We start from the raw sequence: 23,087 nt of genomic DNA, 5'->3' as shown, positions 1-23,087 counted from the left end.
CCCTTGGGATATACGTGGAGGACGCGCAGGGCACCAGGACAGAAGGAGCAGGCATGCGTCAGGACAAGCACCCCGAGTACGCCCCCGTGGTCTTCCGGGACCGGTCCGCGGGCTACGCGTTCCTCACCAGGTCCACTGCGACCAGCGAGCAGACCATCGAGTGGGACGACGGCAACACCTACCCGGTGGTGGACGTCGAGATCTCCGCCGAGAGCCACCCCTTCCACACCGGCAAGGCCCGCGCGGTGGACCCGCAGGGCGCGATCGCCAAGTTCCAGCAGCGCTACGGCGGGCAGGACGGTCAGGCAGGCCAGGACGGGCAGTCCGGCCAGGGGTCGGACGCGGTCCGCACCCCCACCCGGGACGAGGTCACCCCCGACCGCCTGCTGCACACCGGCGCGGAGGGGGCGGTGTCCGCCGAGGACCTGGTCATGGCCAGCGGACGCGATGTCACCCCGGCGAACCTGGAGTGGGCCCGCCGCCGCCTGGCCGAGGAGGGCCGGATCGCGGTGGAGAAGCAGCTCCCCTGACCCCTGCGGCGCGTGCGGTCTGACTGCTTCCCGTGGTCAGGCCGCTTCGCCGAGAGAGCGGGCGGTCCGGTTCTGCCGGCCGTGGCCGCAGAGGGTCAGGTAGAGCGGCCGGATCAGACCGGCCGCGCCGGCCAGGACCACCAGGATCAGTCCGGCGATCAGCATGATCGGGGTGAACCGGACCGCCGGGACGCCGACCACCAGCAGCACGCCGGCGGCGCCGAGCAGTGCCAGCACCAACACCTCGCGCTCGGCGCGCAGCATGTGCCACAGGTGCCAGACCCGGTGCAGCCGCATGGTCCGCAGTTGCCGGTCGAGCTCGGCATCGGCCCGCAGCCGCTCCTCGATCCCGGCCAGGATCCTCAGTTCGCGCCGCGACAGCGCGGGTCCGTCCACCGCTGCCACCCCCTCCTACCGTCCCACCGATGCTTCCCTCGGGGCCCTGCGCAGCCGCCTGCCCGGGTGGAAGCGTTCCATGCGTGCGTCGTCGAGGCGGCGCCCTGCACCGGGCGTCGGCAGGGCGCCGCTCACGCTCGACCTGGGTCGAACGTCTTTCGAGCCTGGCATGTACGCGGCATCCAAGGCAAGCCCACAGCGGGTACGGGTTTGCCGCCGCTCCAGGTTTGTCCGTACTGTCGGCTGGCCGGGATCAACGACGGGCGGGTTCAACGACAGGGGTGGGGCACAGTGGGCAGCGGTGGGACGGCGACACATCCGTTGGACAGTCCGGCGCTGGCCGCGCTGACCGGGCCGCAGGCCGGCTTCGCCGAGCAGCGCGGCCGGGTGCTGCGCTTTCCGGTCGACATGTCGCCCTTCGCCGGCCTGCCCGCCGACCCGGAGGCCGACGACTGGGCCGACGCCGCCGCGCTGGTCGGCCCCGGCGGGCTGCTGGTGCTGCCCGGGTACACCACTCCCCCACCGGACGCCTGGACCGAGCTGTTCCAGATCCCCGGGGTGCAGCTGACCGGGGAGGACGTCCGGGCTGGGGACGATCCCGAGGCGGTGCCGCTGACCGCGGCCGACGTGCCGGAGATGCTGGACCTGGTCGCCCGCACCAAGCCGGGGCCGTTCCTGCCGCGCACCATCGAAATGGGCCGCTACCTGGGGATCCGCCGCGACGGCGCGCTGGTCGCGATGGCCGGTGAGCGGATGCGTCCGCCCGGCTGGACCGAGGTCAGCGCGGTCTGCACCGACCCGGCCTTCCGCGGCCAGGGGCTGGCGGCCAGGCTGGTCCGCGCGGTCTCGTCCGGCATCACCGCGCGCGGCGAGCTGCCGTTCCTGCACGCGGCGTCGGAGAACCCGGGGGCGATCCGGCTGTACGAGTCTCTCGGCTTCCGGATCCGACGGAAGATCACCTTCCTTGGCACGACCGCCCCCGGCGGCGACCAGTGACCGGCTGACGGCCGGTCAGGCCTCCTGTCAGATCCTCGGCGGGTTGGCCTTACGGACCGCCTCCGCGTCCGGGAGCGCCGCGACGCCTCGACCGCAGATCTCGAACCAGGTCAGCAGCGCCGCCGCGACCATCAGCCCCGCGCAGATCCACACCGCGCCCCGGAACGCCTGGTCCACCGCGTCCGGCGAGCGGTACTGGCCGCCGGACAGGCCCACCAGGGCCGGCAGCGCCGCCACCGCCAGCAGGCTGCCGATCCGCGCGGCGGCGTTGTTGACCCCGCTGGCGATCCCGGCCCTGCGGTCCTCGACCGAGTTCAGCGCGGTCGCCGTCAGCGGGGCGACCAGCAGCGTCATCCCGAAGCCGAGCACGGTCGTGGCGGGCAGCACATCCGGCACGTACGAGGCGTCCGGGCCGATCCGGAGCATCAGCAGGATCCCGGTGGCCGCCAGCAGCGGGCCGACCGTGAGCGGGATCCGCGGGCCGATCCGGTCGCCCAGCCGGGCGGCGGTCGGGGACAGCGACAGCATGATCACCGTCAGCGGCAGGGTGCCGAGGCCGGCCAGCAGCGGCGGGAACCCGGCGGCGATCTGCAGTTGCAGCACCAGGAAGAACAGCACCCCGCCCATGCCCGCGTAGATCAGCACGGTGACCAGGTTCACCACGGTGAACAGCCGCGAGGAGAACAGCCCAAGCGGCAGCATCGGCACCGCCGCCCGCCGCTCCACCAGGACGAAGGCCAGCGCCGCCAGCAGCGCCAGCACCGCGGCCCCGGCCGACCAGCCGACCCCGCTCGCGGTGCTGGTCAGCGCGGCGGTGACGGCCCCGAGCGCCAGCGCGGCCAGCGCCGCCCCGGCCATGTCGAAGCGGCCGGTGGCCGTCTCGTCCCGGTTCTCCGGGACGTGCCGCAGGCCGACCGCGACCACCGCGACGGCCAGCGGCAGGTTGATCAGGAACACCCAGCGCCAGCCGGGACCGCCCACCAGCCACCCGCCCAGCAGCGGGCCCAGCGCCCCGGCCACGCCGCCGAGACCGGACCACAGCCCCACCGCCGCCGCCCGGTCCTGCTGCCGGAAGACCGACTGGATCAGCGCCAGCGAACCGGGGGTCAGCAGCGCCCCGCCGACCCCCTGCAGCGCCCGGGCCGCGACCAGGACCCAGGCGTCGGGCGCCAGCCCGCAGGCCGCGGACGCCAGCGCGAACCAGACCACGCCGATCAGGAACACCCTGCGCCGCCCGTAGCGGTCGCCGAGCGCGCCGCCGAGCAGGATCAGCCCGGCCAGGGTCAGCAGATAGGCGTTGACCGACCACTGCAGCGCGGCCAGCGAGGCATGCAGGTCCGTCCCGATGTGCGGCAGGGCGACATTCACCGCGGTGCTGTCGATCATCGCCATCGCCGAGCCGAGCACCGTGGTGAACAGCACCCACCGCCCGGCCGCTCCCGCCAGCGCCACCCCGCCGCCGCCACCCACCGACGTACCGTCCACCGCCGTGCCGCTCATCGCTCCGCGCTCCCCACTGCTGCCACCGGGTCGACCCCGACGAATGATGCCAGGCGAACGCGGTGGCGAGCCTCGGTGGCGCGGTCGAAATGTGATCTGCGTCGCCTATGGGTCCGCTGAGGGCCGAATGAAACGGAATGGTCATTCCGATGGCGTATTCTCCCTGAGGGGCCATCGGAATGCCCATTCCGTTTCATTCGGCCGCGACCCGCACCCGCACCGAACGAGGGAGTTCCATGGCGTCCGAAACCCGGCGCACGCACCACCAGGTCACCTTCGCCGTCCTCGCGGCGGGCGTCGCCGCCTACGCGCTGCTCCAGTCCCTGGTCACGCCGGTCCTGCCGACCATCCAGACCAGCCTGCACACCACCCAGAACACGGTCACCTGGGTGCTCACCGCCTACCTGCTGTCGGCGTCGATCTTCACCCCGATCATGGGCCGGATCGGCGACATGATCGGCAAGGAGCGGGTCTTCGTCGCCACGCTGATAGCCCTGGCGGCCGGCTCACTGCTCGCCGCCCTCGCCACCAATGTCACCGTGATGATCATCGCCCGGGCGATCCAGGGCATCGGCGGCGGTGTGCTGCCGCTCGCCTTCGGCATCATCAGGGACGAGTTCCCGCGCGAGAAGCTGAACGGCGCGATCGGCACCATCGCCTCGCTCACCGCCGTCGGCGCGGGCCTCGGCATCGTGCTGGCCGGTCCGATCGTCAACGCGCTGAACTACCACTGGCTGTTCTGGCTGCCGATGATCATGACCATCGCCGCCGCCGTCGCCGCGTTCCTGTTCGTCCCCGAGTCCCCGACCCGCACCCCCGGGAAGATCAGCTGGCTGCCCGCCGTGCTGCTCTCCGCCTGGCTGGTCGCGCTGCTGCTGGCGCTGAGCGAGGCCCCGGTCTGGGGCTGGGGCTCCAGCAAGGTGATCGGGCTGCTGGTCCTGGCCGTCGTGCTGGCCTACGCCTGGGTCGAGGTCGAGCGCCGCTCGGCCACCCCGCTGATCGACATGACGATGATGCGCCGCCCCGCCGTGTGGACCAACAACCTGGTCGCGCTGCTGATCGGCGTCGGCATGTACGCGGTGTTCGCGTTCCTGCCCGAGTTCGTGCAGACCCCGTCCGCCGCCGGGTACGGCTTCGGCGCGAGCATCACCCAGTCCGGGCTGATCCTGCTGCCGTCCACCGTCACCATGTTCCTGATCGGCATGGCCGCGGGCGGCCTGGCCCGCCGGATCGGCGCCAAGACCGTGGTCCTGCTGGGCTGCCTGATCGGCGCCGTCTCGATGGCGCTGCTCGCCTTCGCGCACGGCCAGCAGTGGGAGCTCTACATCGCCACCGCGATCATGGGCGTCGGCTTCGGCCTGGCCTTCGCGGCCATGTCCAGCCTGATCGTGGCGGCGGTGCCGGCCGAGCAGACCGGTGTCGCCAGCGGGATGAACGCCAATATCCGCACCATCGGCGGTTCCATCGGCGCGGCCCTGATGGCCAGCATCGTCACCTCCAACGCCGCCCCCAGCGGGCTGCCGGTCGAGGCCGGCTACACCCACGGCTTCGCGATGCTCGCGGTGGCGCTGGGCGTCGCCGCGGTCGCCGCCCTGCTCATCCCCACCGCCGGACGCTCGCTCCCGGTCGGCGGCTCCGCACTGCCGGCCGACGAGCCGGAGCACGCGGAGCTGGGCCTGCTGGCCGGCGGAACCCTGATCGGCGACAAGCCCGAGTAGCACGACAGCCCGTAGGGGCAGGTGGCGGTCCTAGACTGCACTCCAGGACCGCCACACCCCCTTTTTCTCCCCCACGACGACCTCTGCCTCTGAACCGGAGCGACGACGATGGCCGTGCAGCACGCACACCCGGACAGCGACACGGCCGCCGACCCGCGCCCGCGGCGCCGCGACGCCGCGCGCAACCACCAACTGGTCGTCGACGCCGCCCGCGAGGTGCTCTCGGAGTTCGGCACCGACGCCAGCATGGAGCTCATCGCCTCCCGCGCGGGCGTCGGCGTGGGGACGGTGTACCGGCGCTTCCCCAACAAGGAGGCGCTGATCGACGAGCTGGTCCGGCTGATCCTGGTCGAGCTGGTCACCACCGCCGGGCAGGAACTGGCCAAGGACGACGGGTCCGGCCTGGAGACCTACCTCCGGGTCCTCGGCCGCTCGCTCAGCGACCACCGCGGCTACGCCGACAAGCTGGTCGGCCGTACCAAGGCCGCCTGCGCCGCCCATCTCCGGGTGCTGACCGCCGAGTTGCTGGCGCAGGCGCAGCAGCACGGCCGGGTCCGCGCGGACATCACCCTCGGCGACGTCCTCGCCACCGTCTACGCCCTGCGCGGCATCATCACCACGACCGGCGATGTCGCCCCCGGCGCTTGGGAGCGCCATCTGGACATCCAGCTGGCCGGCTTCCGCGCCCCCGACGCGCCCAGCCACCGGCCGTCGCTCACCCCCGCCCAACTGGCCCGGATCAGCGGCGGCGGGTAGCCGGCTGCCGCCGTTACCACGGGTGGGGGTTCACGGCACCGTTTTGCCCGTTCTCCTCCGGCATGTCCACGGAAAGGGGCATCCTGGGGCCGGACGTGACCGCGCCGTTTCTGCGGATAGCGGGCTGGGGGGAACAGGGCTCGGCTGCATCGACGCGCGGCTGCGCTGCGTGCGCCCGTGCTCCGGCCGCCCCCGGCCGGTAAGGGCCCGCCGGGTTCCGACCGCAGCGCCGCGGCATCTCGGGAGGGGAATCCCCGTATGCCATCTTCGCCACTGCTGTTACCGCCACGCGCCCGCTCGCGGCACCGGTTCGCCGCCCTGGCCGCCGCCACGGCCCTCGGCCTGACCGGTCTGGTCGCGCTGAACGCCCCGGCGGCGCACGCCGACGCGGGTCCCGCGGCGACCACGGTCTACACCGCCGACTCCGGGTCCGGCACGGTCACCGCGATCAACACCGCGACCGGCGCCGTGGTCGCCACCGTCCCGGTGGGCACCAACCCCTCGGGCGTCGCGGAGGACGCCGCGCGCTCGCATGTGTACGTGGCCAACACCGGCGACGGAACCGTCTCCGTGATCGACACCGCGACCGACACGGTGACCGCCGTCGTCCCCGGGTTCGCCCACCCCTTCGGCCTGGCGGTCACCCCGGACGGAGGCCGGGTCTATGTCACCAATGAGTCGGGCAACACCGTCTCGGTGATCGACACCGCCACCGACACGGTCAGCGGCGGCCCGATCACCGTGGGCGCCAACCCCTTCCGGGTGACGGTGAGTCCGGACGGGGCCGACGTCTATGTGTCCAACTCCGGCTCCAACTCGGTCTCGGTGATCAGCACCGCGAGCGGGGCGGTCACCGCCACCGTCCCGGTCGGCCCCTCACCCGTGGTGCTGCGGACCAACCCGGCCGGGACCCTGCTCTATGTGGCCAACCAGGGCGGCAACTCGGTCTCGGTGATCGACACCGCCGCGGACGCGGTCATCGGCACGATCCCGGTCGGCTCCATCCCGCAGGGCCTCGCGGTCAGCCCGGACGGCAGCCAACTGTATGTCACCGACCAGGGCGACAACGCGGTTTCGGTGGTCAGCACCGCGACCGGTGCGGTGACCGCCACCATCGCGGTCGGCGCCAACCCGGTGGCGGTGGCCTTCGACTCCACCGGGGCCCATGCCTTCGTCGCCGACTACAACGACTCCGCCGTCTCGGTGGTCGACACCGCCGCGCAGAGCGTGACCGGCACCGTCAGCACCGGCACCCACCCCTACGACCTCGCCCCGGACGGGGTGCTGCCGCCGCCGGTGCCGGTGGTCGCCTCGGTCAGCCCCGACTCGGGCCCGCCGGCCGGCGGAACCGTGGTGACCGTCAGCGGCAGCCACCTCGCCGGTGCCGCGATCAGCTTCGGCGGCCGTCCCGCCACCGACGTCTCCTGCACCGCGACCTCCTGCACCGCCACCTCCCCGGCCGGCACCGCCCCGGACACCGTGGACGTCCGGGCCACCACGCCGGACGGGACCAGCGCGGTCAGCGGCGCGGACCACTTCAGCTACAGCGCAGCCGACGTGGGCGTCACCCTGACCGCGACCGCCGTTCCCGGACTGCTGGTCGGGAAGATCAACTACACCCTGACCGTCACCAACCACGGGCCCTCGGCGCTCACCGCCGCGGCCTTCGGCTCGGGCACGCTGCGCGGGGCGGCCCTCAGCTCCTCCGACTGCGCCGTCTCCGGCGGTGTGTCCGGCGGCTCGTTCCAGTGCACCGTGGCCGGAGTGGCCGTCGGCGCCAGCGTCACCCGCCATCTCACCGCGAGCTTCGGCACGCTCACCGTGGGCCTGCCCTGGAGCCTCACCATGAGCCGCACCAGCAGCAGCCCGGTGGACCTGGTCCCGTCCGACAACAGCGCCACCCGCACCTGCACCATCGTCACCACCGCGATCATCACCTGCTGACCGGAGCACCTTCCCGGACCAGCGGGGTCACCGGGCGGGCGGAGTGCACACTGGAACCATGTGCAGAAGCATCAAGACCCTCCGCCCGCCGGTGACACCCGAGGTCGAGGACGAGGACATCAGGGCCGCCGCCCTGCAGTACGTCCGCAAGGTCTCCGGGTTCCGCGCGCCCGCCGCGCACAACAAGGAGGCCTTCGACCAGGCCGTGGAGGAGGTGGCCGAGGCCACCCGCAAGCTCCTGGACGCCCTGGTCGTCCGCGGCGCGGGGGCGGCGTCCCACAGTCACGCGTCCTGAGCGCCGTCCCCGAACACCGCCGCGTAGCGCCAGATGTCCCGCATCAGCGCGGGCGGGGTCGGTCCTGCCATCTCCTGCTGGCTCAGCATGATGCTGACCGTGCCGGTGGACGGGACCAGGTGCGCCGTCGTCCCGGTGCCGCCGACCCAGCCGTAGCGGCCGGGGACGTTCCAGGGCTCGCTCAGGTCCACGTCGACCGAACCGCCGAAGCCCCAGCTCTGGCCCTCCAGGAACAGCCCGCTGGCCTCGCGCTGGGCCGGGGTCAGCCGGTCGGTGGTCATCGCCCGCACCGACCCGGCCGACAGCAGCGGTCGCCCGTCCGGACCGGCGCCCCCGGCCAGCAGCATCCGGGCGAAGGCGTACCAGTCGTCCACGGTCGAGACCAGGCCGCCGGCGCCGGAGGCGAAGGCGGGCGGGCTGCTCCACTGCCCGCCGGGGGCGTCCGCCAGGGTCAGGCCGCCGTCCGGCCGGGGGCGGTAGTAGCTGGTGAAGCGGCCCAGCTCGGCGGCGGGGACGTGGAAGCCGGTGTCCACCATGCCCAGCGGCTCGAACAGCCGCTCGGCCATGAACTCGGGCAGCGAACGGCCGGCGACCCGGGCGATCAGGACCCCCAGGATGTCGGAGCAGGTGTTGTAGAGCCAGGCCTCGCCCGGCTGGTGCAGCAGCGGAATACGCGCCAGCGCCGCCATCCACGCGTCCGGCGGGAGCACTGCCTGCGGCTCCGGTGGGCCCTGCCGCAGCTCGCTGAACAGCAGCGCCACCGCCGGCAGTGAGAAGTCGGAGGGGAAGCCGTACCCGGCCCGGAAGGTGAGCAGGTCGAGCACGGTGATCGGACGGTTCGCCGGGACCACGTCGTCGACCGGCGCGTCCGGTGTGCGGACCACCTTCGGCGCGGCCAGCTCCGGCAGCCAGGGTGCGACCGGGTCCTCCAGCGCCAGCTTCCCGTCCTCGACCAGCAGCATCGCCGCGGCGGCGACCAGCGGCTTGCTGATCGAGGCGATCCGGAAGATCGTGTCCCGGGCCATCGGGGCGCTGCCCTCGGTGTCCACCGAGCCGACGGCGCTCACCTCGACCCGGTCGCCGCGCGCGACCAGCCCCACCGCCCCCGGCAACGGCCCGGCGCTGACGTACTGCTGCAGGATGTCGTGCAGGTCGCTCATGCGGTCCACCTTCTCGCGGCTGCGGTTCCCGGGATAGGACGTCCGCCGCGACACGGACTCATCGGTCCTGCGGACCTGCGTCAGCCGTCGTCGGATCCGAAGGCGCCGAGGATGCGTTCCGCCGCCAGGGTCGCGGTCAACCGGCCGGTTCTGACCTGCTGTTCCAGCTCGGGGGTGATCCGGCGGACGCCAGGGTGCTCGTGCAGCCGGGTGAGCAGCTGGTCGCGGACCATGGACCAGGTCCAGGCGACCTGCTGGTCGCTGCGGCGGGCGGCGAGCAGGCCGAGGCCGTCCAGGATCTGCCGGTGCTGCTCGATCCGCTCCCACAGCACGTCGAGGTCGGTGCCGTCGCGTCCGCTGCAGGTGAGTACGGGGGGTGTCCAGGCGGCGTCGGGGCTCTGCATCAGCCGCAGCGCGCCCGCGAGTTCACGGGCCGCCGAGCGGGCGGCGAGGGCGTGCTCGCCGTCGGCCTTGTTGACCGCGACCAGGTCCGCGAGCTCCAGCACGCCCTTCTTGATGCCCTGCAGCTGGTCGCCGGTCCTGGCCAGGGTGAGCAGCAGGAAGGTGTCCACCATCTGCGCGACAGCGGTCTCCGACTGGCCCACGCCCACGGTCTCCACCAGCACCACGTCGTAGCCGGCCGCCTCCATCACCACCATGCTCTCCCGGGTGGCCCGGGCCACCCCGCCGAGCGTGCCGGAGGTCGGCGACGGCCGGACGAAGGCGTGCGGGTCGACCGCGAGCCGCTCCATCCGGGTCTTGTCGCCGAGGATGGAGCCGCCGGTGCGGGTGGAGGAGGGGTCGACGGCGAGTACCGCGACCCGGTGGCCGCGGGCGGTGAGCAGGGTGCCGAGGGCGTCGATGAAGGTCGACTTGCCGACCCCGGGCACTCCGCTGACACCGACCCGTACCGCCCGGCCCGAGTGCGGCAGCAGGGCGACCAGCAGTTGCTGGGCCAGCTCGCGGTGGTCGGCCCTGGTCGACTCGACCAGGGTGACGGCCCGCGCGATGTAGGCGCGCGAGCCGTCCAGCACTCCCTTGACGTAGGCGTCCAGGTCGATGCGGCGGGCTGCCATCCGTTCCTCAGAGCTCGTCGTGGCCGAGGGACGCGGCCAGCGTCCTCAGCAGGTCGATCGCGGCGTCGGGGATGACGGTGCCGGGCGGGAACACCGCGGCGGCGCCCGCCGCGTACAGGGCCTCGAAGTCCTGCTGCGGGATCACCCCGCCGACCACGATGGTGATGTCCTCGCGTCCGGCCTCGGCCAGCTCGTGCCGCAGCGCGGGCACCAGGGTCAGGTGTCCGGCCGCGAGCGAGGAGACGCCGACGATGTGCACGTCCGCCTCCACCGCCTGCCGGGCCACCTCGGCCGGGGTCTGGAACAGCGGGCCGACGTCCACGTCGAAGCCGAGGTCGGCGAAGGCGGTGGCGATCACCTTCTGGCCGCGGTCGTGGCCGTCCTGGCCCATCTTGGCGACCAGGATCCGCGGACGCCGCCCCTCCGCCTGCTCGAACGCCCGTACCAGCGCCCGGCTCTGCTCCACTGCGCTGGAAGGACCTGCCTCGTCGCGGTACACACCGGAGATGGTACGGATCTGCCCGGAGTGGCGCCCGTAGACGGCCTCCAGCGCGTCGGAGATCTCCCCGACGGTGGCCATCGCCCGGGCCGCGTCCACGGCCAGCGCCAGCAGGTTGCCCTCCAGCTTGCCGCCCGGCAGCGGGCCGGCCTCGGCGGAGGCGGTGAGCGCGCGCAGCGCGGCCTGGCAGGCGTCCTCGTCGCGCTCCTCGCGCAGCCGCCGCAGCTTCTCGATCTGCTGGGTGCGCACCGAGGAGTTGTCGACCTTGAGCACGTCGATCTGCTCGTCGGTGGCGACCCGGTACTTGTTGACCCCGATCACCGGCTGCCGGCCGGAGTCGATCCGGGCCTGGGTGCGCGCCGCCGCCTCCTCGATCCGCAGCTTGGGGATGCCGGCGTCGATGGCCTTGGCCATGCCGCCGGCCGCCTCCACCTCCTGGATGTGCTGCCAGGCGCGGGCGGCCAGGTCGTGGGTGAGCTTCTCCACGTAGGCGCTGCCGCCCCAGGGGTCGATCACCCGGCAGGTGCCGGACTCCTGCTGCAGCAGCAGCTGGGTGTTCCGGGCGATCCGGGCCGAGAAGTCGGTCGGCAGCGCCAGCGCCTCGTCCAGCGCGTTGGTGTGCAGCGACTGGGTGTGGCCCTGGGTGGCGGCCATCGCCTCGATGCAGGTGCGGGTGACGTTGTTGAAGACGTCCTGCGCCGTCAGCGACCAGCCGGAGGTCTGCGAATGGGTGCGCAGCGAAAGCGACTTGGGGTTCTTCGGGCCGAACTCCCGCACCAGCTTGGCCCAGAGCAGCCGGGCCGCGCGCAGTTTGGCGATCTCCATGAAGAAGTTCATGCCGATGGCCCAGAAGAAGGACAGCCGGGGCGCGAAGGAGTCCACGTCCATCCCGGCCGCGAGACCGGCCCGCAGGTACTCCACGCCGTCGGCGAGGGTGTAGGCCAGCTCCAGGTCGGCCGTGGCCCCGGCCTCCTGGATGTGGTAGCCGGAGATGGAGATGGAGTTGTAGCGCGGCATCTTCTGCGAGGTGTACGCGAAGATGTCGGAGATGATCCGCATCGAGTGCTGCGGCGGGTAGATGTAGGTGTTGCGGACCATGAACTCCTTGAGGATGTCGTTCTGGATGGTCCCCGCCAGCTTCTCGGGTGCCACCCCCTGCTCCTCGGCCGCGACGATGTAGAGCGCCAGTACCGGCAGCACCGCGCCGTTCATGGTCATCGACACCGACATCCGGTCCAGCGGGATGCCGTCGAACAGCTGGCGCATGTCGTAGATGGAGTCGATGGCCACGCCCGCCATGCCGACGTCGCCGGTGACCCGGGGGTGGTCGCTGTCGTAGCCGCGGTGGGTGGGCAGGTCGAAGGCGACCGAGAGGCCCTTCTGACCCGCCGCCAGATTGCGGCGGTAGAAGGCGTTGGACTCCTCGGCGGTGGAGAAGCCCGCGTACTGACGCACCGTCCAGGGCTGGTTGACGTACATCGTCGGGTACGGGCCGCGCAGGAACGGGGCGATGCCGGGGTAGGTGGACAGGAAGTCCAGCCCGGCCAGGTCATCGGCGCCGTAGAGCGGCTTGACCGTGATCCCCTCGGGGGTCTCCCAGCCCAGGTCCTCGACCGGCTTCCCGACCGCCTGCTGCCAGGCCTCGCGCCACTCCGCCTCGGTGGCCGGGGCGGTGTCGTCGTCGAGGGGGATCTCCGTGAAGTCGGGGATCATCGCACCGCTCCGATCAGGTCGAGGGTCGAGGTGAGGACGGCGACGGCGTCGCAGCCGGTGAAGACTGCTCCGTCCGCCTCGGGCAGCGCCTCGGGCCTCCCGGCCACCAGCACCCGCCGCGCGCCCGCCGCGCGCAGTTCCGCGACCAGGGCCGCGCCCTGCTCGGTATAGAGCCTGTCGCTGGAGCAGACCGCGGCGACAGCCGCCCCGGAGGCGGTGAAGGCCTCGGCGCCCTCGCCCGTGACCGTCTCGATCCCGCCCGCCTGGAACAGGTTCGCCGCGAAGGAGGAGCGCCCGGTGTGCACCACGGCCGGGCCGATGGTGGCCAGGAACAGCCGCGGGCGCTTCCCGGTCGCGGCCAACTCGGCGTCGGAGCGGGTCCGCAGTGCCTCGAACGCCTGCGACCTGCGCACCTTCGGCAGGCCCGCGCTCCCGGTGGCGGCAGGCGGCAGCGGCTCGCGCAGCACCGGCTTCTCGGCCAGGTTCGGGAACTCGCTGACCCCGGTGATCGGCTCCCGACGGTGCGCCAGGTCGGCCTCGCGCTCGGCCCAGTCGGCCGCGATCCGCTCCCGGACCAGTCCCGAGTCCAGCGCCGCGGCCTGGCCGCCGGCCCGTTCGATCTCCTGGAACCAGGCCCAGCCGGCCCGGGCCAGTTCGTCCGTCAGCTGCTCCACGTACCAGGACCCGCCGGCCGGGTCGATCACCCGGGCCAGGTGCGACTCCTCCACCAGGATCGACTGGGTGTTGCGGGCGACCCGTCGGGCGAAGGCGTCGGACAGCCCCAGCGCGCTGTCGAAGGGCTGCACGGTCACCGCGTCCGCGCCGCCGACCCCGGCGGCCATGCAGGCCAGGGTGCCGCGCAGGATGTTCACCCAGGGGTCGCGCTCGGTGGTCATCACCGCGGAGGTCACCGCGTGCTGCCGTTGCGCCCCGGCCGCGCCGCCGGCGCCGGACGCCCGGACCACCCGGCCCCAGACCCGCCGTGCGGCGCGCAGCTTGGCGATCGTCAGAAACTGGTCGGCGGTGGCCGCGTAGCGGAACTCCAGCTGCGCCGCCGCCTGTTCGACGGTCAGTCCGGCGGCGGTCAGCGCCCGCAGGTAGGCCACCCCGGTCGCCAGCGAGCAGCCCAGCTCCTGCCCGGGTGAGGCACCGGCGTCGTGGTACGGCAGCGCGTCCACCGTCAGCGCGCGCAGCCCCGGGTACTCGGCGGCGCAGCGGGCGGCCAGCGCGGCGGCCTCGGCGAGGGCCTCGGGCAGGGGCTGCGCCGGGCCGCCGCTCGCCCGCAGCCCGAGCGGGTCGGCGCCCAGATTCCCGAGGGCGGCGTGCGCCGGAACTCCGCGCTCCCGATACACCCGAAAGAGCTGTTCGGCGGCGGCGGCGGTCTCCGCCCCGGCGTCCAGGACCACACCCGCGAGATCCAGGTAGACCCCCTGCAGCAGCTCCGGGAGCGCCGCGACCGGCACCCCGGCCGCGCCCGCGGTGAGCCACAGCGAGCCGACCCCGTTCTCCAGGTCGGCCAGCACCGCCTGGTTCGCCCGGGCCGGGTCGGGGTCGGTGTGCCGCTGCCGGACGTCCCAGCCGGCGGCGACCGCGCCCTCGGCCCGGCCCCCGCGCACATACGGGGCAAGGCCGGGGAAGCCCGGGCCGGCGGCGCCGTCGGCCGCCGGGTCCTCGGCGGTGTAGAGCGGGTGGATCCGGATGCCGTCCTGCAGCTGGGTGGCCAGGGCGTCCTCTGCCTGGGCGCCGGTGGCGTCCGACGCCCCCGACTTGTGGAGGACGCCTTCGACGAGGCGCTGCCAATGCTCCCGGGTCGCCTCCGGGAAATCGGCGGCCAGGGAGAGCCCTTCGGGCGAGACCGTCATGCTGGCAGGTTAGAGCCCGTTAACCACTGATTGCAGGTCAGATGAATGTGACCTTGACCTCGCTGCACTTCTCCTGCTGTGCGGTGCCAACGGGGCCGCCCCCAATGGAGCGGCGCCCCGAATCCACGCGACCGGGGCGCCGTTGCACGTCCGGGGGGACGGCGTGCGTTGCAATTGTGGCATGTACGCGGCTATTAATGCCAGTCCAGTCTGCCGCGTCCTCCGCCGCACCCTCCGCCAGAGCCTCCCACCGGGCCTTTCAGCCCCGCGGCAGGACCTCCGGCTGGACCGTGGTCAGGGTGGTCCAGTCGCTGGAGGCCACGGTGGCGTGCGCGGCTGCCAACTGGGCGACCCGGGCCTGGGCCTCGGCCACGGTCGGGGTGGTGTCGCTGATGGCCGGGGCCACGTTCTGCGCGTCGGTCATCACCAGCAGGTAGTGGTTGACGTCGTACCAGGAGGTGTCGATGCTGCCGTTCAGGTAGGTCGAGGCGTCACCGTCGAAGACCACGAACCACGGGCGCAGCGTGGTGTCGCTGTAGCGGGTGCGCGGGTCGCCCGCCGCGGCGTTGTGGACCGCGGGGAAGATCTGCGCCTGGCCGAGCTGCCCGGCCGCCTGCAGCGTCTTCAGGTGCTGGGCGTACTCCTTGTCGGTCCACAGGGTGTCGGTGGGGTTGGCCTCCTCCACCGTGCCGGGGATGATCTCCAGGATCACCTTTCCGGCCAGCGCGTCGCGGCTGGGCCAGTTCCCGGCCTTGGCCGCGTCGTCCAGGGTGGCGTAGCTGCCGCCGCCGGGCTTGGCGAGCAGGTCGGCCGGGCGGAAGACGTCGCTGCCGAGGTGGGTGGCGATGGTCTGGTCGAGCTGGGTCGGGCCGAGCCCGTAGGTGGCCTGGAAGCCCGCCTTCAGCTCGATCTTGATCATCAGCGGGGCGTGCCCCGGGTGCGCCGCCAGCCAGACCCGGACGTCGTCCAGGCAGCTGCCCAGGTCCTTGTTGGCGCCGCCGGAGTACAGCTGGGCGGCGGTGCTGGCGTCCACGCAGTTGTTGCTGTTCCCGAGCGGGTTGGAGTGGCTGACCTTCCACTCCTTGGTGATGAAGTCGTCCCAGACGTCCAGCTCGATCATCGAGGTGCCGGTGTCCAGCGCCTTGGCGAGGTAGGGGAAGGCGCTGGGGTCGTAGGTGTTGTGCAGACCGACGGTGGTGGCGCCGGCCTCCGACAGGCTGCCGCCGTCGACCGCCCCGGCCCCGCCCGGAGCCAGGAGCGCGCCGCTGAGGAGTGCTGCCGAGGCGGTGCCGAGCACAAGCAGACGTCGGAAGAACGTACGGGACATGAATCCTCCTGGACGGGAGCGGTGCCGCGTCACTGGTGTGCACGACCCGGCCCGCCCATGCTGTCGGCACCAGGAGAACCGCCAGTGACATGACAATGTACGACGCCTGGCATCCTCCCCCCGTACAGCCCAACCCCGCCATACCCGGGTCGGGACCCGCTGCCCTCGGCGGGCCCCGACCCGGGCGGCTTCACGGCTGATGCGGGCTCAGATGCCGCCTCGGACGCGGCCTCAGGAGGCGTACACCTGGAACTCCGACACCTGCCCGGCCGGCCAGCCGGTGTTGGCGGTGAACGTCAGTCGCAGGTACCGGGCGTTGGCGCTCGCCGGGAGGGTCACCGTGGCGGTGTTCCCGGTGGCCGGGTTGAAGGTGTAACCGGCCGAGCCGACCAGCGTCGAGAAGGACGAGCCGTCCGTGCTTCCGGACACCGACAGCGTCTGCGTCCTGGTCGACCAGGCCGAGGGCGGCGGCAGGGTCAGCACCACCCGCCCGACGTGCTGGGCCGCGCCGAGGTCGACCTGCAGCCACTGCGGGAAGGCGTTGTTGTTGCTCTCCCAGTAGCTGTTGGCGTCGCCGTCGACCGCGTTGCCGCTGCCGTAGACCTGGGTGTGGCTGCTCTCCGACGTGGGCTGGTGCAGCGCCAGGTTGACGTTCCCCGGCTGCGCGTCGGTGGTGGCGCCGACCGTCCCCGAGGCCGCCGAGGTGTTGCCCGCCGCGTCCCGCGCGGTGACGAAGAAGCTGTACCCGGTGGACGGGGCGAGCCCGGAGACGGTGAACGTCGTCCCGGTCGGCGTCCCGACCACGGTGTTCCCGCTGCCGGCGACCTGGTGCACGCTGTAGCCGGTGACTCCGACGTTGTCGGTCGAGGCCGTCCAGCTCAGCGAGACCGAGGTCGCGGTGTGCCCGCTGACCTGCAGACCGCCCGGCGCGGACGGCGGCTGGGTGTCCCCGCCGCCGCTGACAACGGGCTGGGTGGGGCGGGTGGCGGTCAGCGCGATCTGCCCCTTGAGCATCTTTCCGCCGTCGGCGGTCAGGCGCAGGTAGTAGTCGGCGGAGCAGGCGGTGCCGTCCTCGTCCAGGGCCAGGAGTCCGGAGCCGGTGGGGGTGGTGGCCTGGGTCTCGGCGGTCTTGGCGATCTGGTTGCCCTCGCCGTACTCGTCGAACATCGAGATGTAGATGCCCTGGGCGCCGACCCGGACCATGTTGTAGAACTGGCGCCACATGAAGTCCCCGTGCGCCCGCTGACGCCCCGACACATCGCCCGGCAGGACGCAGGGCTGGTAGTCGATGCCGTTGGCGTTGCAGTCGGCCTGGTCCGGTACGTTGATGTTCTGGTACACCGAGTCCGAGTCCGCCGCGTTGCCGATCGCGCCCACCATCCACGGGGAGAGCATGTTGAACGCGTGGTAGACGCCCAGGTACCCGGCCCGCGAACCGCCGGTGCCGGTGCGCCACTCGCGCGGGACCCCGCCGATGACGTAGCAGCCCTGGCCCTTGAACCAGTTGACCACGTCCAGGCAGGTCGCCGCGTCCCAGGGGTGGTTGTTGTCGTTGAAGCCGAAGCCCCAGATGCACACCACCGGCTTGCCGTTCTGCCGCGCGTACGCGCTGGACGCGGTGTGCGCGGACATCTTGTTCGTCCAGTCGGCCTTCATCTCGGACTGCATGTTCGTCCAGCCGGTGGCGTCGTACATGATGTAGAACTTGCGCCCGTGCGACTCCGCCGAACTGCGCACCTTCGTCGCCATCGCGTCGCGGGTTGGGCCCTCGCTGCTGTTGGGGTTGAACCGCTGCAACGCCGCGGTGTCGCACCCGTTCTGCTGCATCCACAGGAAGTGGGTGTCCACGGTCTGCTGGTCGTACGAGGAGAACAGGGTGGCCGGCTGGCCGTTGCCGAAGTTCGGGTACGCGGTCTGGTAGGTGTGCGTGTACTCCCGCATGTCCGGCCAGGCCTTGATCGCGTTGTTGCCGGTCGACGGCGCCTGGGACCAGTTCTGGCTCCAGTGCCACCAGCCGTTGATCGGCGCACCGTCGCCGATGCAGGCGAACCAGCCCTGGTACCCGACGGTAATCTTGCCGACCACGTCACCGGCCGCGCTGGCCGCGTACGCCGACTGCGTGCCCGCGAGCGCGCCGACGGCGGAGCCGGCCAGCACGGTGGCGAGGAACGTCCTTCTGGAGACTGCCATGGAAACCTCTCAACAGGGGTGGGGATGAGTAGGTTCCGCAAAACTTGCACTGCTTTATGCAATTGTCTACCAGCCTGACACAACTATCTCTATGAACCTGTCAATTACCTAACCGCGCACAAGGAGCCCCCGCATGCACACCCTCGCGAACGTCCTGGTCGGACTGGTCGCCCTGCTGCACGTCTACATCATGGTGATGGAGATGTTCCTGTGGGAGCGCAAGCCCGGCCGCGAGCTCTCGGGCTTTGACGCCGAGATGGCCAGGGCCACCGCCCCACTGGCCGCCAACCAGGGCCTCTACAACGGCTTTCTGGCCGCCGGGCTGATCTGGGGCCTGATCGCGGCCGACCCGACCGGGCACCGGGCCCAGATCTTCTTCCTCGCCTGCGTCCTGGTCGCCGGGCTCTACGGCGGCTTCACCGCGAACCGCCGGATCCTGGTCGCCCAGGCCCTGCCCGGCGCGATCGCCCTGGCCGTGGTCCTGGCCGCCTAGTATCCAAAGCAGAAATTTGCACCAGACTGTAAATGGATTGCGAGCTTCTATCGATCACACTACGTTCTCGCCTTGTCGGAAGAGATCCCGCGCAAGGAGAGTTCGTTGCAGCCACTCGTCCAGGCCACCGGCCTGCGCAAGGTCTACCAGCCCTCCGGGTTCACCGCCGTGGACGGCATCGACTTCACCCTGACCACCGGTGAGGCGTTCGGCTTCCTCGGGCCCAACGGCGCGGGGAAGTCCTCCACCATGCGCATGATCGGCTGCGTCTCCCCGCTCACCGGCGGCTCGCTGCACATCCTCGGCCTGGACGCCGCCACCGAGGGCTCCGCCATCCGCGCCAGGATCGGGGTGGTCCCGCAGGAGGACACCCTCGACAACGAACTGACGGTCCGTGAGAACCTGCTCATCTACGGCCGCTACTTCGGCCTGCCGCGCGCGGTGATCCGCGAACGCGCGGACCGGCTGCTGGAGTTCGCCCGGCTCACCGACAAGGCGGACGAACAGGTCGAGGCCCTCTCCGGCGGTATGAAGCGCCGGTTGACCATCGCCCGCGCCCTGGTCAACGACCCGGAGGTGCTGCTCCTCGACGAGCCCACCACCGGTCTCGACCCGCAGGCCCGGCACCTGCTCTGGGAACGGCTCTACCAGCTCAAGTCCGACGGCGTCAGCCTCATCCTGACGACCCATTACATGGACGAGGCCGAGCAGCTCTGCGACCGACTGGTGGTGATGGACGGCGGACGCATCGTCGCCGAGGGCTCGCCGCAGCAGCTGATCGGCGCCCACGCCGGACGCGAGGTGCTGGAGCTGCGCTTCCCGCCCGGCGACCAGCAGTCGGTCGCCGAGAAGCTGGACGGTCTGGCCGACCGGCTGGAGGTCCTGCCCGACCGGCTGCTGCTCTACACCGAGGACGGCGAGGGCACCCTGGCCGCCGTCCACGGCCGCAGCATCGTCCCGCTCACCGCCCTGGTCCGCCGGTCCAGCCTGGAGGACGTGTTCCTCAAGCTCACCGGCCGCACCCTCGTCGACTGACCAGCCGCAGGAGCCCACGATGTCCTTCACCCTGCCCCGCATGCGCTCCGGTAGCGCGCACGCTCCGGCCCCCGCGCTGCGCGAGCTCGGCTACTGGCTGCACCGCTACCGCCGCACCTGGCGCGGCACCGTCGTGATCAGTGTCGCCAACCCCCTGCTGTTCCTGGCCGCCCTCGGCGCCGGGCTCGGCAAACTGGTGGACCGGGGCGGCAGCAGCTATCTGCACGGCCACTCCTACCTGGTGTTCATCGCCCCCGGGCTGCTCGCCGCGATGGCGATGCAGACCGGCTACATCGAGGCGGCAGGACCGGTGTTCGAGTCGGCCCAGCGGCGCGGCAACTACCGTGCCGCCGCGGCCACCCCGATGCGCCCGCGCGACATCCTGGACGGGCACCTGCTGTTCATCGCCTTCCGGCTGCTGATCAGCGCCACCGCGTTCACCGTCGTCATCGCCGCGTTCGGGGTGGTCGGCCCGGTCAAGGCACTGCTGCTGGTGCTCGCCGCCACGCTCACCGGGCTGGCCTTCGCCGCACCGATCGCGGCCTGGTCGATCACGGTGACCCGGATCGCCCGACTGCAGGCGGTCTACCGCTTTGTGCTGATGCCGCTCTACATGTTCTCCGGCACCTTCTTCTCCGCCGACCAACTGCCCGGCTGGCTGCACGCCGTCGTCGCCTGCACCCCGCTCTACCAGGGCATCACGCTCTGCCGTTCGATCACCGAGGGCAGTGCCACGGCCGGCGGCAGCGCCGTCCACCTCGGCTACCTGGCCGTCCTGGCCGTGGTCGGCTACCTCGCCGCGCGCCGCGGCTTCGCCGCCCGGCTCCACAGCTGAAGAGCTCAAGAAAGGCAGGAAGGCCGGCCGTGGCCGTACTCACCGCACCGCATCCCGCAGCAGGCGCCAGCGCCGGGCCCCGGATGCTGGTGGAGCGCAATCTGATGATCTACCGGCACACCTGGGCCCTGCTGGTGGCCGAGGTCTTCGAGCCGGTGCTCTACCTGGTCTCGATCGGCATCGGCATCGGCCAACTGGTCGGCCGTGTCCCCGGCCTGGGCGGACCCTCCGGGGCGGACGTGCCGTACTCCGCCTTCGTCGCGCCCGCGCTGCTGGCGACCGCGGCCATGAACGGGGCGATGAACGAGACCACCTTCAACATGTTCTCGAAGCTGAGGACGAACCACACCTACGACTCGATCCTGGCCACCCCGATGACCGTCCGGGACGTGGCCTTCGGCGAGGTGCTCTGGGCGCTGCTGCGCGGCACCCTGGTCACCACCGGCTTTCTGGCCGTGGTGACCGCCTTCGGGCTGGCCCACTCCCCGTGGATCCTGCTGGTGGTGCCCGGCGCCGCGCTGGTCGGCTTCGCCTTCGCCGCCGCAGGGCTGGCCGTGGTCACCTATCTGCGCAGCTGGCAGGACTTCCAGTTCATCCAGCTGGCGATGCTGCCGATGTTCCTGTTCGCCACCACCTTCTACCCGCTCGGCGTCTACCCGAGGTGGATCCAGGTGGTGGTCGAGTGCCTGCCGCTCTACCAGAGCATCGAGCTGATCCGGCAGCCCGCCCTCGGCGAGATCGGGCCCGGGCTGCTGCTGCCGGTGGTCTACCTGCTGCTGATGGGCCTGATCGGGCTGCGGGTCGCACTCCCCCGGATGCAGCGCGTGCTGCTGCACTGACCGGGGCCGGGGCCGGGGCCGAACGCGGGCGCGCGGCGCGGGTGGAGGCCCGCGCCGCGCGCCCGTCGGTCACTCGGCGGAGTCCGGGCGCGCCAGCGGCCAGCCCCCGGCGGCCAGCCTGGCGCTGACCCGGGCCACGTCGGAGTCCAGCAGCTGACCGTTGACAACGGCCGCGGCTGCCTCATGGATGGCCTGGGCCGAGACCGGGTCGCTGCTCCCGGCCAGTTCCTCGACGACCTGGTTGACCTCCGCCTCGCTCAACTGGCGGGAGAGCAGGGCGAACAGCGGGATGTAGTCGTGCTCGGGCACGCCCTCGGGGTAGCCGGCGCGCAGCCAGCCCACGATGGACGACAGTACGGGCGGTAGTGGCACCGCGGACCTCCTGGGTCGGAAGGGCGGTCAGCCGCCGTTGACGATGATGTAGATGCCGTAGCCGACGGCCGCGAGCACCACCGCGAAGCAGAGCCCGGCAGCCGCGATCCCGACCGGGCTGCCGCCCACCACATGCTCGTCGCCGGCCTGCACCTGGGCGCCGCCCGGACGCAGGCTCAGCGCCCGCAGCCCGACCGCGAACAGGGCCGGCAGTCCGGCGCCGGCCAGCAGGCCGACCACCACGATCTGCCACAGCGCGTGGAGATTGATCCAGTCGTTCATACCGCCGCGACCTCCCTGCGGTCAGCGGCCGGGGCGACCGAACCGGTCCACTCGGCGTTGACGTTGTCGTGGCTGACCGAGGTCCGGCGGGAGCGGTAGTAGATGCCCCCGGAGACCGCAAGCAGCAGGATCAGGACCACCACGACACCGGCGGTGCCGCCGATCACATGGGCCAGGCCGTAGGCGCCGGCCCCGACCAGGCCGGCCGCCGGGAGGGTGAACAGCCAGGCGGTGGCCATCCGTCCGGCCACGCTCCAGCGGACGGTGGCGCCCTTCTTGCCGACCCCGGTGCCGAGGATCGAACCGGTGGCGACATGGGTGGTGGAGAGTGAGTAGCCGAAGTGGCTGGACAGCAGGATGATCGCGGCGGACGAGGACTCGGCCGCCATCCCCTGCGGGGACTCGATCTCCACCAGGCCCTTGCCCAGGGTCCTGATGACCCGCCAGCCGCCCATGTAGGTGCCGAGGCTGATGGCCAGGGCGCAGGTGAGGATGACCCAGAACGGCGCCTTGGCGTCGGCGCCCAGGGTGCCGTTGGCGATCAGGGCCAGGGTGATGATGCCCATGGTCTTCTGCGCGTCATTGGTGCCGTGCGCGAGCGAGACCATCGAGGCGGAGCCGATCTGGCCGATCCGGAACCCGTGGCCGCGGGCTCCGGCGGAGACATTGCGGCTGATCCGGTAGACCAGCCAGGTGCCCACCGCGGCGACCACGCCGGCGATGACCGGGGAGAGCCCGGCCGGGATGATCACCTTCTGGATCAGCCCGTGCCACTTGACCGCGTGGCCGCCCGCGGCGGCGATGGTCGAGCCGACCACACCGCCGATCAGGGCGTGCGAGGAACTGGAGGGTATGCCCAGGAACCAGGTGAGGAGGTTCCAGGTGATGCCGCCGGCCAGTCCGGCGAACACCACCGTCAGAGTGACGAGGTGGGTGTCCACCAGGCCGCTGGCGATGGTCGCCGCGACGCTGAGTGACAGGAATGCACCCACCAGATTGAGTGCCCCGGACAGCGCTACCGCTGTCCTGGGACCGAGGGCACCGGTGGCGATCGAGGTCGCCATCGCATTGCCCGTGTCGTGGAAACCGTTGGTGAAGTCGAAGGCCAGAGCCGTGACGACCACCAGTGCCAGCAGAGTGTCGTTGCCCACACCGGCAGTGTCCCGAGGGCAGTGCCTCGCGTCGAGGTGTCCGGACGAGGCTTCAGCCGTTCGCCGACTGCCCGTCACCTTCCGTCCATATGGGCGGACTCCCGGGCGTCGGGGCGGG

General features: G+C 72.0%; 21 protein-coding genes. 10 read left to right on the top strand and 11 right to left on the bottom strand.

All coding sequences use genetic code 11. The features are described from left to right. The first annotated feature begins 53 nt into the window (after positions 1 to 53). On the top strand, positions 54 to 530 hold the full coding sequence (locus tag ACEZDG_RS19025; protein WP_380510819.1) for a type B 50S ribosomal protein L31: 477 nt from the start codon (positions 54 to 56) through the stop codon (positions 528 to 530). A gap of 36 nt (positions 531 to 566) precedes the next feature. On the opposite strand, the gene ACEZDG_RS19020 is transcribed toward ACEZDG_RS19025, so the two are convergent. Next, positions 567 to 926 carry a DUF3040 domain-containing protein gene (locus ACEZDG_RS19020; protein ID WP_380510816.1) on the bottom strand — a complete coding sequence of 120 codons (360 nt, stop codon included), beginning with the start codon at positions 924 to 926 and terminating at the stop codon, positions 567 to 569. Between the two features lie 321 nt (positions 927 to 1,247). On the opposite strand from ACEZDG_RS19020, the gene ACEZDG_RS19015 reads away from it, so the two are divergent. Beyond that, positions 1,248 to 1,922 (top strand): GNAT family N-acetyltransferase, encoded by a 675-nt coding sequence (locus tag ACEZDG_RS19015; protein ID WP_380510813.1) that lies wholly within the window; start codon positions 1,248 to 1,250, stop codon positions 1,920 to 1,922. Positions 1,923 to 1,949: 27 nt separating this feature from the next. Here the strand turns inward: ACEZDG_RS19015 and ACEZDG_RS19010 are convergent, their stop codons facing one another. Continuing rightward, positions 1,950 to 3,422, bottom strand: coding sequence for an MFS transporter (locus ACEZDG_RS19010; RefSeq protein ID WP_380510811.1), 1,473 nt, complete (start codon positions 3,420 to 3,422; stop codon positions 1,950 to 1,952). A gap of 236 nt (positions 3,423 to 3,658) precedes the next feature. Here ACEZDG_RS19010 and ACEZDG_RS19005 point away from each other — a divergent pair, with 236 nt between their 5' ends. From ACEZDG_RS19005 to ACEZDG_RS18990, 4 genes are all read left to right on the top strand, one after another. Then, complete coding sequence (locus tag ACEZDG_RS19005; RefSeq protein WP_380510808.1) at positions 3,659 to 5,140, top strand: MFS transporter; 1,482 nt, start codon at positions 3,659 to 3,661, stop codon at positions 5,138 to 5,140. A gap of 108 nt (positions 5,141 to 5,248) precedes the next feature. Beyond that, positions 5,249 to 5,896, top strand: a complete 648-nt coding sequence (locus tag ACEZDG_RS19000) for a TetR/AcrR family transcriptional regulator (RefSeq protein ID WP_380510805.1) — start codon at positions 5,249 to 5,251, stop codon at positions 5,894 to 5,896. 258 nt (positions 5,897 to 6,154) lie between these two features. After that, positions 6,155 to 7,840, top strand: a complete 1,686-nt coding sequence (locus tag ACEZDG_RS18995) for a beta-propeller fold lactonase family protein (RefSeq protein WP_380510803.1) — start codon at positions 6,155 to 6,157, stop codon at positions 7,838 to 7,840. Positions 7,841 to 7,898: 58 nt separating this feature from the next. Continuing rightward, complete coding sequence (locus ACEZDG_RS18990; RefSeq protein WP_380510800.1) at positions 7,899 to 8,135, top strand: DUF2277 domain-containing protein; 237 nt, start codon at positions 7,899 to 7,901, stop codon at positions 8,133 to 8,135. On the opposite strand, the gene ACEZDG_RS18985 is transcribed toward ACEZDG_RS18990, so the two are convergent. The 6 genes from ACEZDG_RS18985 to ACEZDG_RS18960 all read right to left on the bottom strand — a co-directional run bounded on the left by ACEZDG_RS18985 (position 8,123) and on the right by ACEZDG_RS18960 (position 17,962). Next, positions 8,123 to 9,295: a serine hydrolase domain-containing protein gene (locus tag ACEZDG_RS18985; protein WP_380510797.1), complete on the bottom strand. Its 1,173-nt coding sequence runs from the start codon at positions 9,293 to 9,295 to the stop codon at positions 8,123 to 8,125. The two genes, ACEZDG_RS18990 and ACEZDG_RS18985, sit on opposite strands and share 13 nt — an antisense overlap. 80 nt (positions 9,296 to 9,375) lie before the next feature. Then, complete coding sequence (gene meaB, locus ACEZDG_RS18980) at positions 9,376 to 10,371, bottom strand: methylmalonyl Co-A mutase-associated GTPase MeaB (protein WP_380510795.1); 996 nt, start codon at positions 10,369 to 10,371, stop codon at positions 9,376 to 9,378. A gap of 7 nt (positions 10,372 to 10,378) precedes the next feature. Continuing rightward, the gene (scpA, locus tag ACEZDG_RS18975; protein WP_380510792.1) at positions 10,379 to 12,583 is read right to left on the bottom strand and encodes a methylmalonyl-CoA mutase; all 2,205 of its coding nucleotides are present in this window, start codon (positions 12,581 to 12,583) and stop codon (positions 10,379 to 10,381) included. Beyond that, complete coding sequence (locus tag ACEZDG_RS18970) at positions 12,580 to 14,445, bottom strand: methylmalonyl-CoA mutase family protein (protein WP_380510789.1); 1,866 nt, start codon at positions 14,443 to 14,445, stop codon at positions 12,580 to 12,582. Before ACEZDG_RS18970 ends, scpA begins: the two co-directional genes overlap by 4 nt. A 259-nt stretch (positions 14,446 to 14,704) precedes the next feature. Then, a complete protein-coding gene (locus tag ACEZDG_RS18965; RefSeq protein ID WP_380510786.1) occupies positions 14,705 to 15,772 on the bottom strand; it encodes a phosphatidylinositol-specific phospholipase C domain-containing protein in 1,068 nt (355 codons plus the stop codon). 231 nt (positions 15,773 to 16,003) lie between these two features. Beyond that, entirely contained in the window at positions 16,004 to 17,962 is a 1,959-nt protein-coding gene (locus ACEZDG_RS18960) for a discoidin domain-containing protein (RefSeq protein WP_380510784.1), read from the bottom strand. Between the two features lie 133 nt (positions 17,963 to 18,095). On the opposite strand from ACEZDG_RS18960, the gene ACEZDG_RS18955 reads away from it, so the two are divergent. The 4 genes from ACEZDG_RS18955 to ACEZDG_RS18940 all read left to right on the top strand — a co-directional run bounded on the left by ACEZDG_RS18955 (position 18,096) and on the right by ACEZDG_RS18940 (position 21,164). Next, on the top strand, positions 18,096 to 18,455 hold the full coding sequence (locus ACEZDG_RS18955) for a DUF1304 domain-containing protein (RefSeq protein ID WP_380510781.1): 360 nt from the start codon (positions 18,096 to 18,098) through the stop codon (positions 18,453 to 18,455). 105 nt (positions 18,456 to 18,560) lie between these two features. Further along, on the top strand, positions 18,561 to 19,490 hold the full coding sequence (locus ACEZDG_RS18950) for an ABC transporter ATP-binding protein (RefSeq protein WP_380510778.1): 930 nt from the start codon (positions 18,561 to 18,563) through the stop codon (positions 19,488 to 19,490). Between the two features lie 19 nt (positions 19,491 to 19,509). Next, complete coding sequence (locus tag ACEZDG_RS18945; RefSeq protein ID WP_380510775.1) at positions 19,510 to 20,325, top strand: ABC transporter permease; 816 nt, start codon at positions 19,510 to 19,512, stop codon at positions 20,323 to 20,325. 29 nt (positions 20,326 to 20,354) lie between these two features. Then, the gene (locus tag ACEZDG_RS18940) at positions 20,355 to 21,164 is read left to right on the top strand and encodes an ABC transporter permease (RefSeq protein WP_380510772.1); all 810 of its coding nucleotides are present in this window, start codon (positions 20,355 to 20,357) and stop codon (positions 21,162 to 21,164) included. A gap of 69 nt (positions 21,165 to 21,233) precedes the next feature. Here ACEZDG_RS18940 and ACEZDG_RS18935 read toward each other — a convergent pair whose 3' ends face one another. From ACEZDG_RS18935 to ACEZDG_RS18925, 3 genes are read right to left on the bottom strand one after another with little or no spacing between them, the layout of a single operon-like run. Further along, positions 21,234 to 21,536: a DUF3349 domain-containing protein gene (locus ACEZDG_RS18935; RefSeq protein WP_380510769.1), complete on the bottom strand. Its 303-nt coding sequence runs from the start codon at positions 21,534 to 21,536 to the stop codon at positions 21,234 to 21,236. 27 nt (positions 21,537 to 21,563) lie between these two features. Then, positions 21,564 to 21,818, bottom strand: a complete 255-nt coding sequence (locus ACEZDG_RS18930; RefSeq protein ID WP_380510766.1) for a hypothetical protein — start codon at positions 21,816 to 21,818, stop codon at positions 21,564 to 21,566. Beyond that, complete coding sequence (locus tag ACEZDG_RS18925; RefSeq protein WP_380510764.1) at positions 21,815 to 22,969, bottom strand: inorganic phosphate transporter; 1,155 nt, start codon at positions 22,967 to 22,969, stop codon at positions 21,815 to 21,817. Before ACEZDG_RS18925 ends, ACEZDG_RS18930 begins: the two co-directional genes overlap by 4 nt. Positions 22,970 to 23,087 lie beyond the last annotated feature (118 nt).

The organism is Streptacidiphilus alkalitolerans (assembly GCF_042511045.1).
Taxonomy (GTDB): Bacteria; Actinomycetota; Actinomycetes; order Streptomycetales; family Streptomycetaceae; genus Streptacidiphilus; species Streptacidiphilus alkalitolerans.
This window is presented reverse-complemented; position numbering and strand designations above follow the sequence as displayed.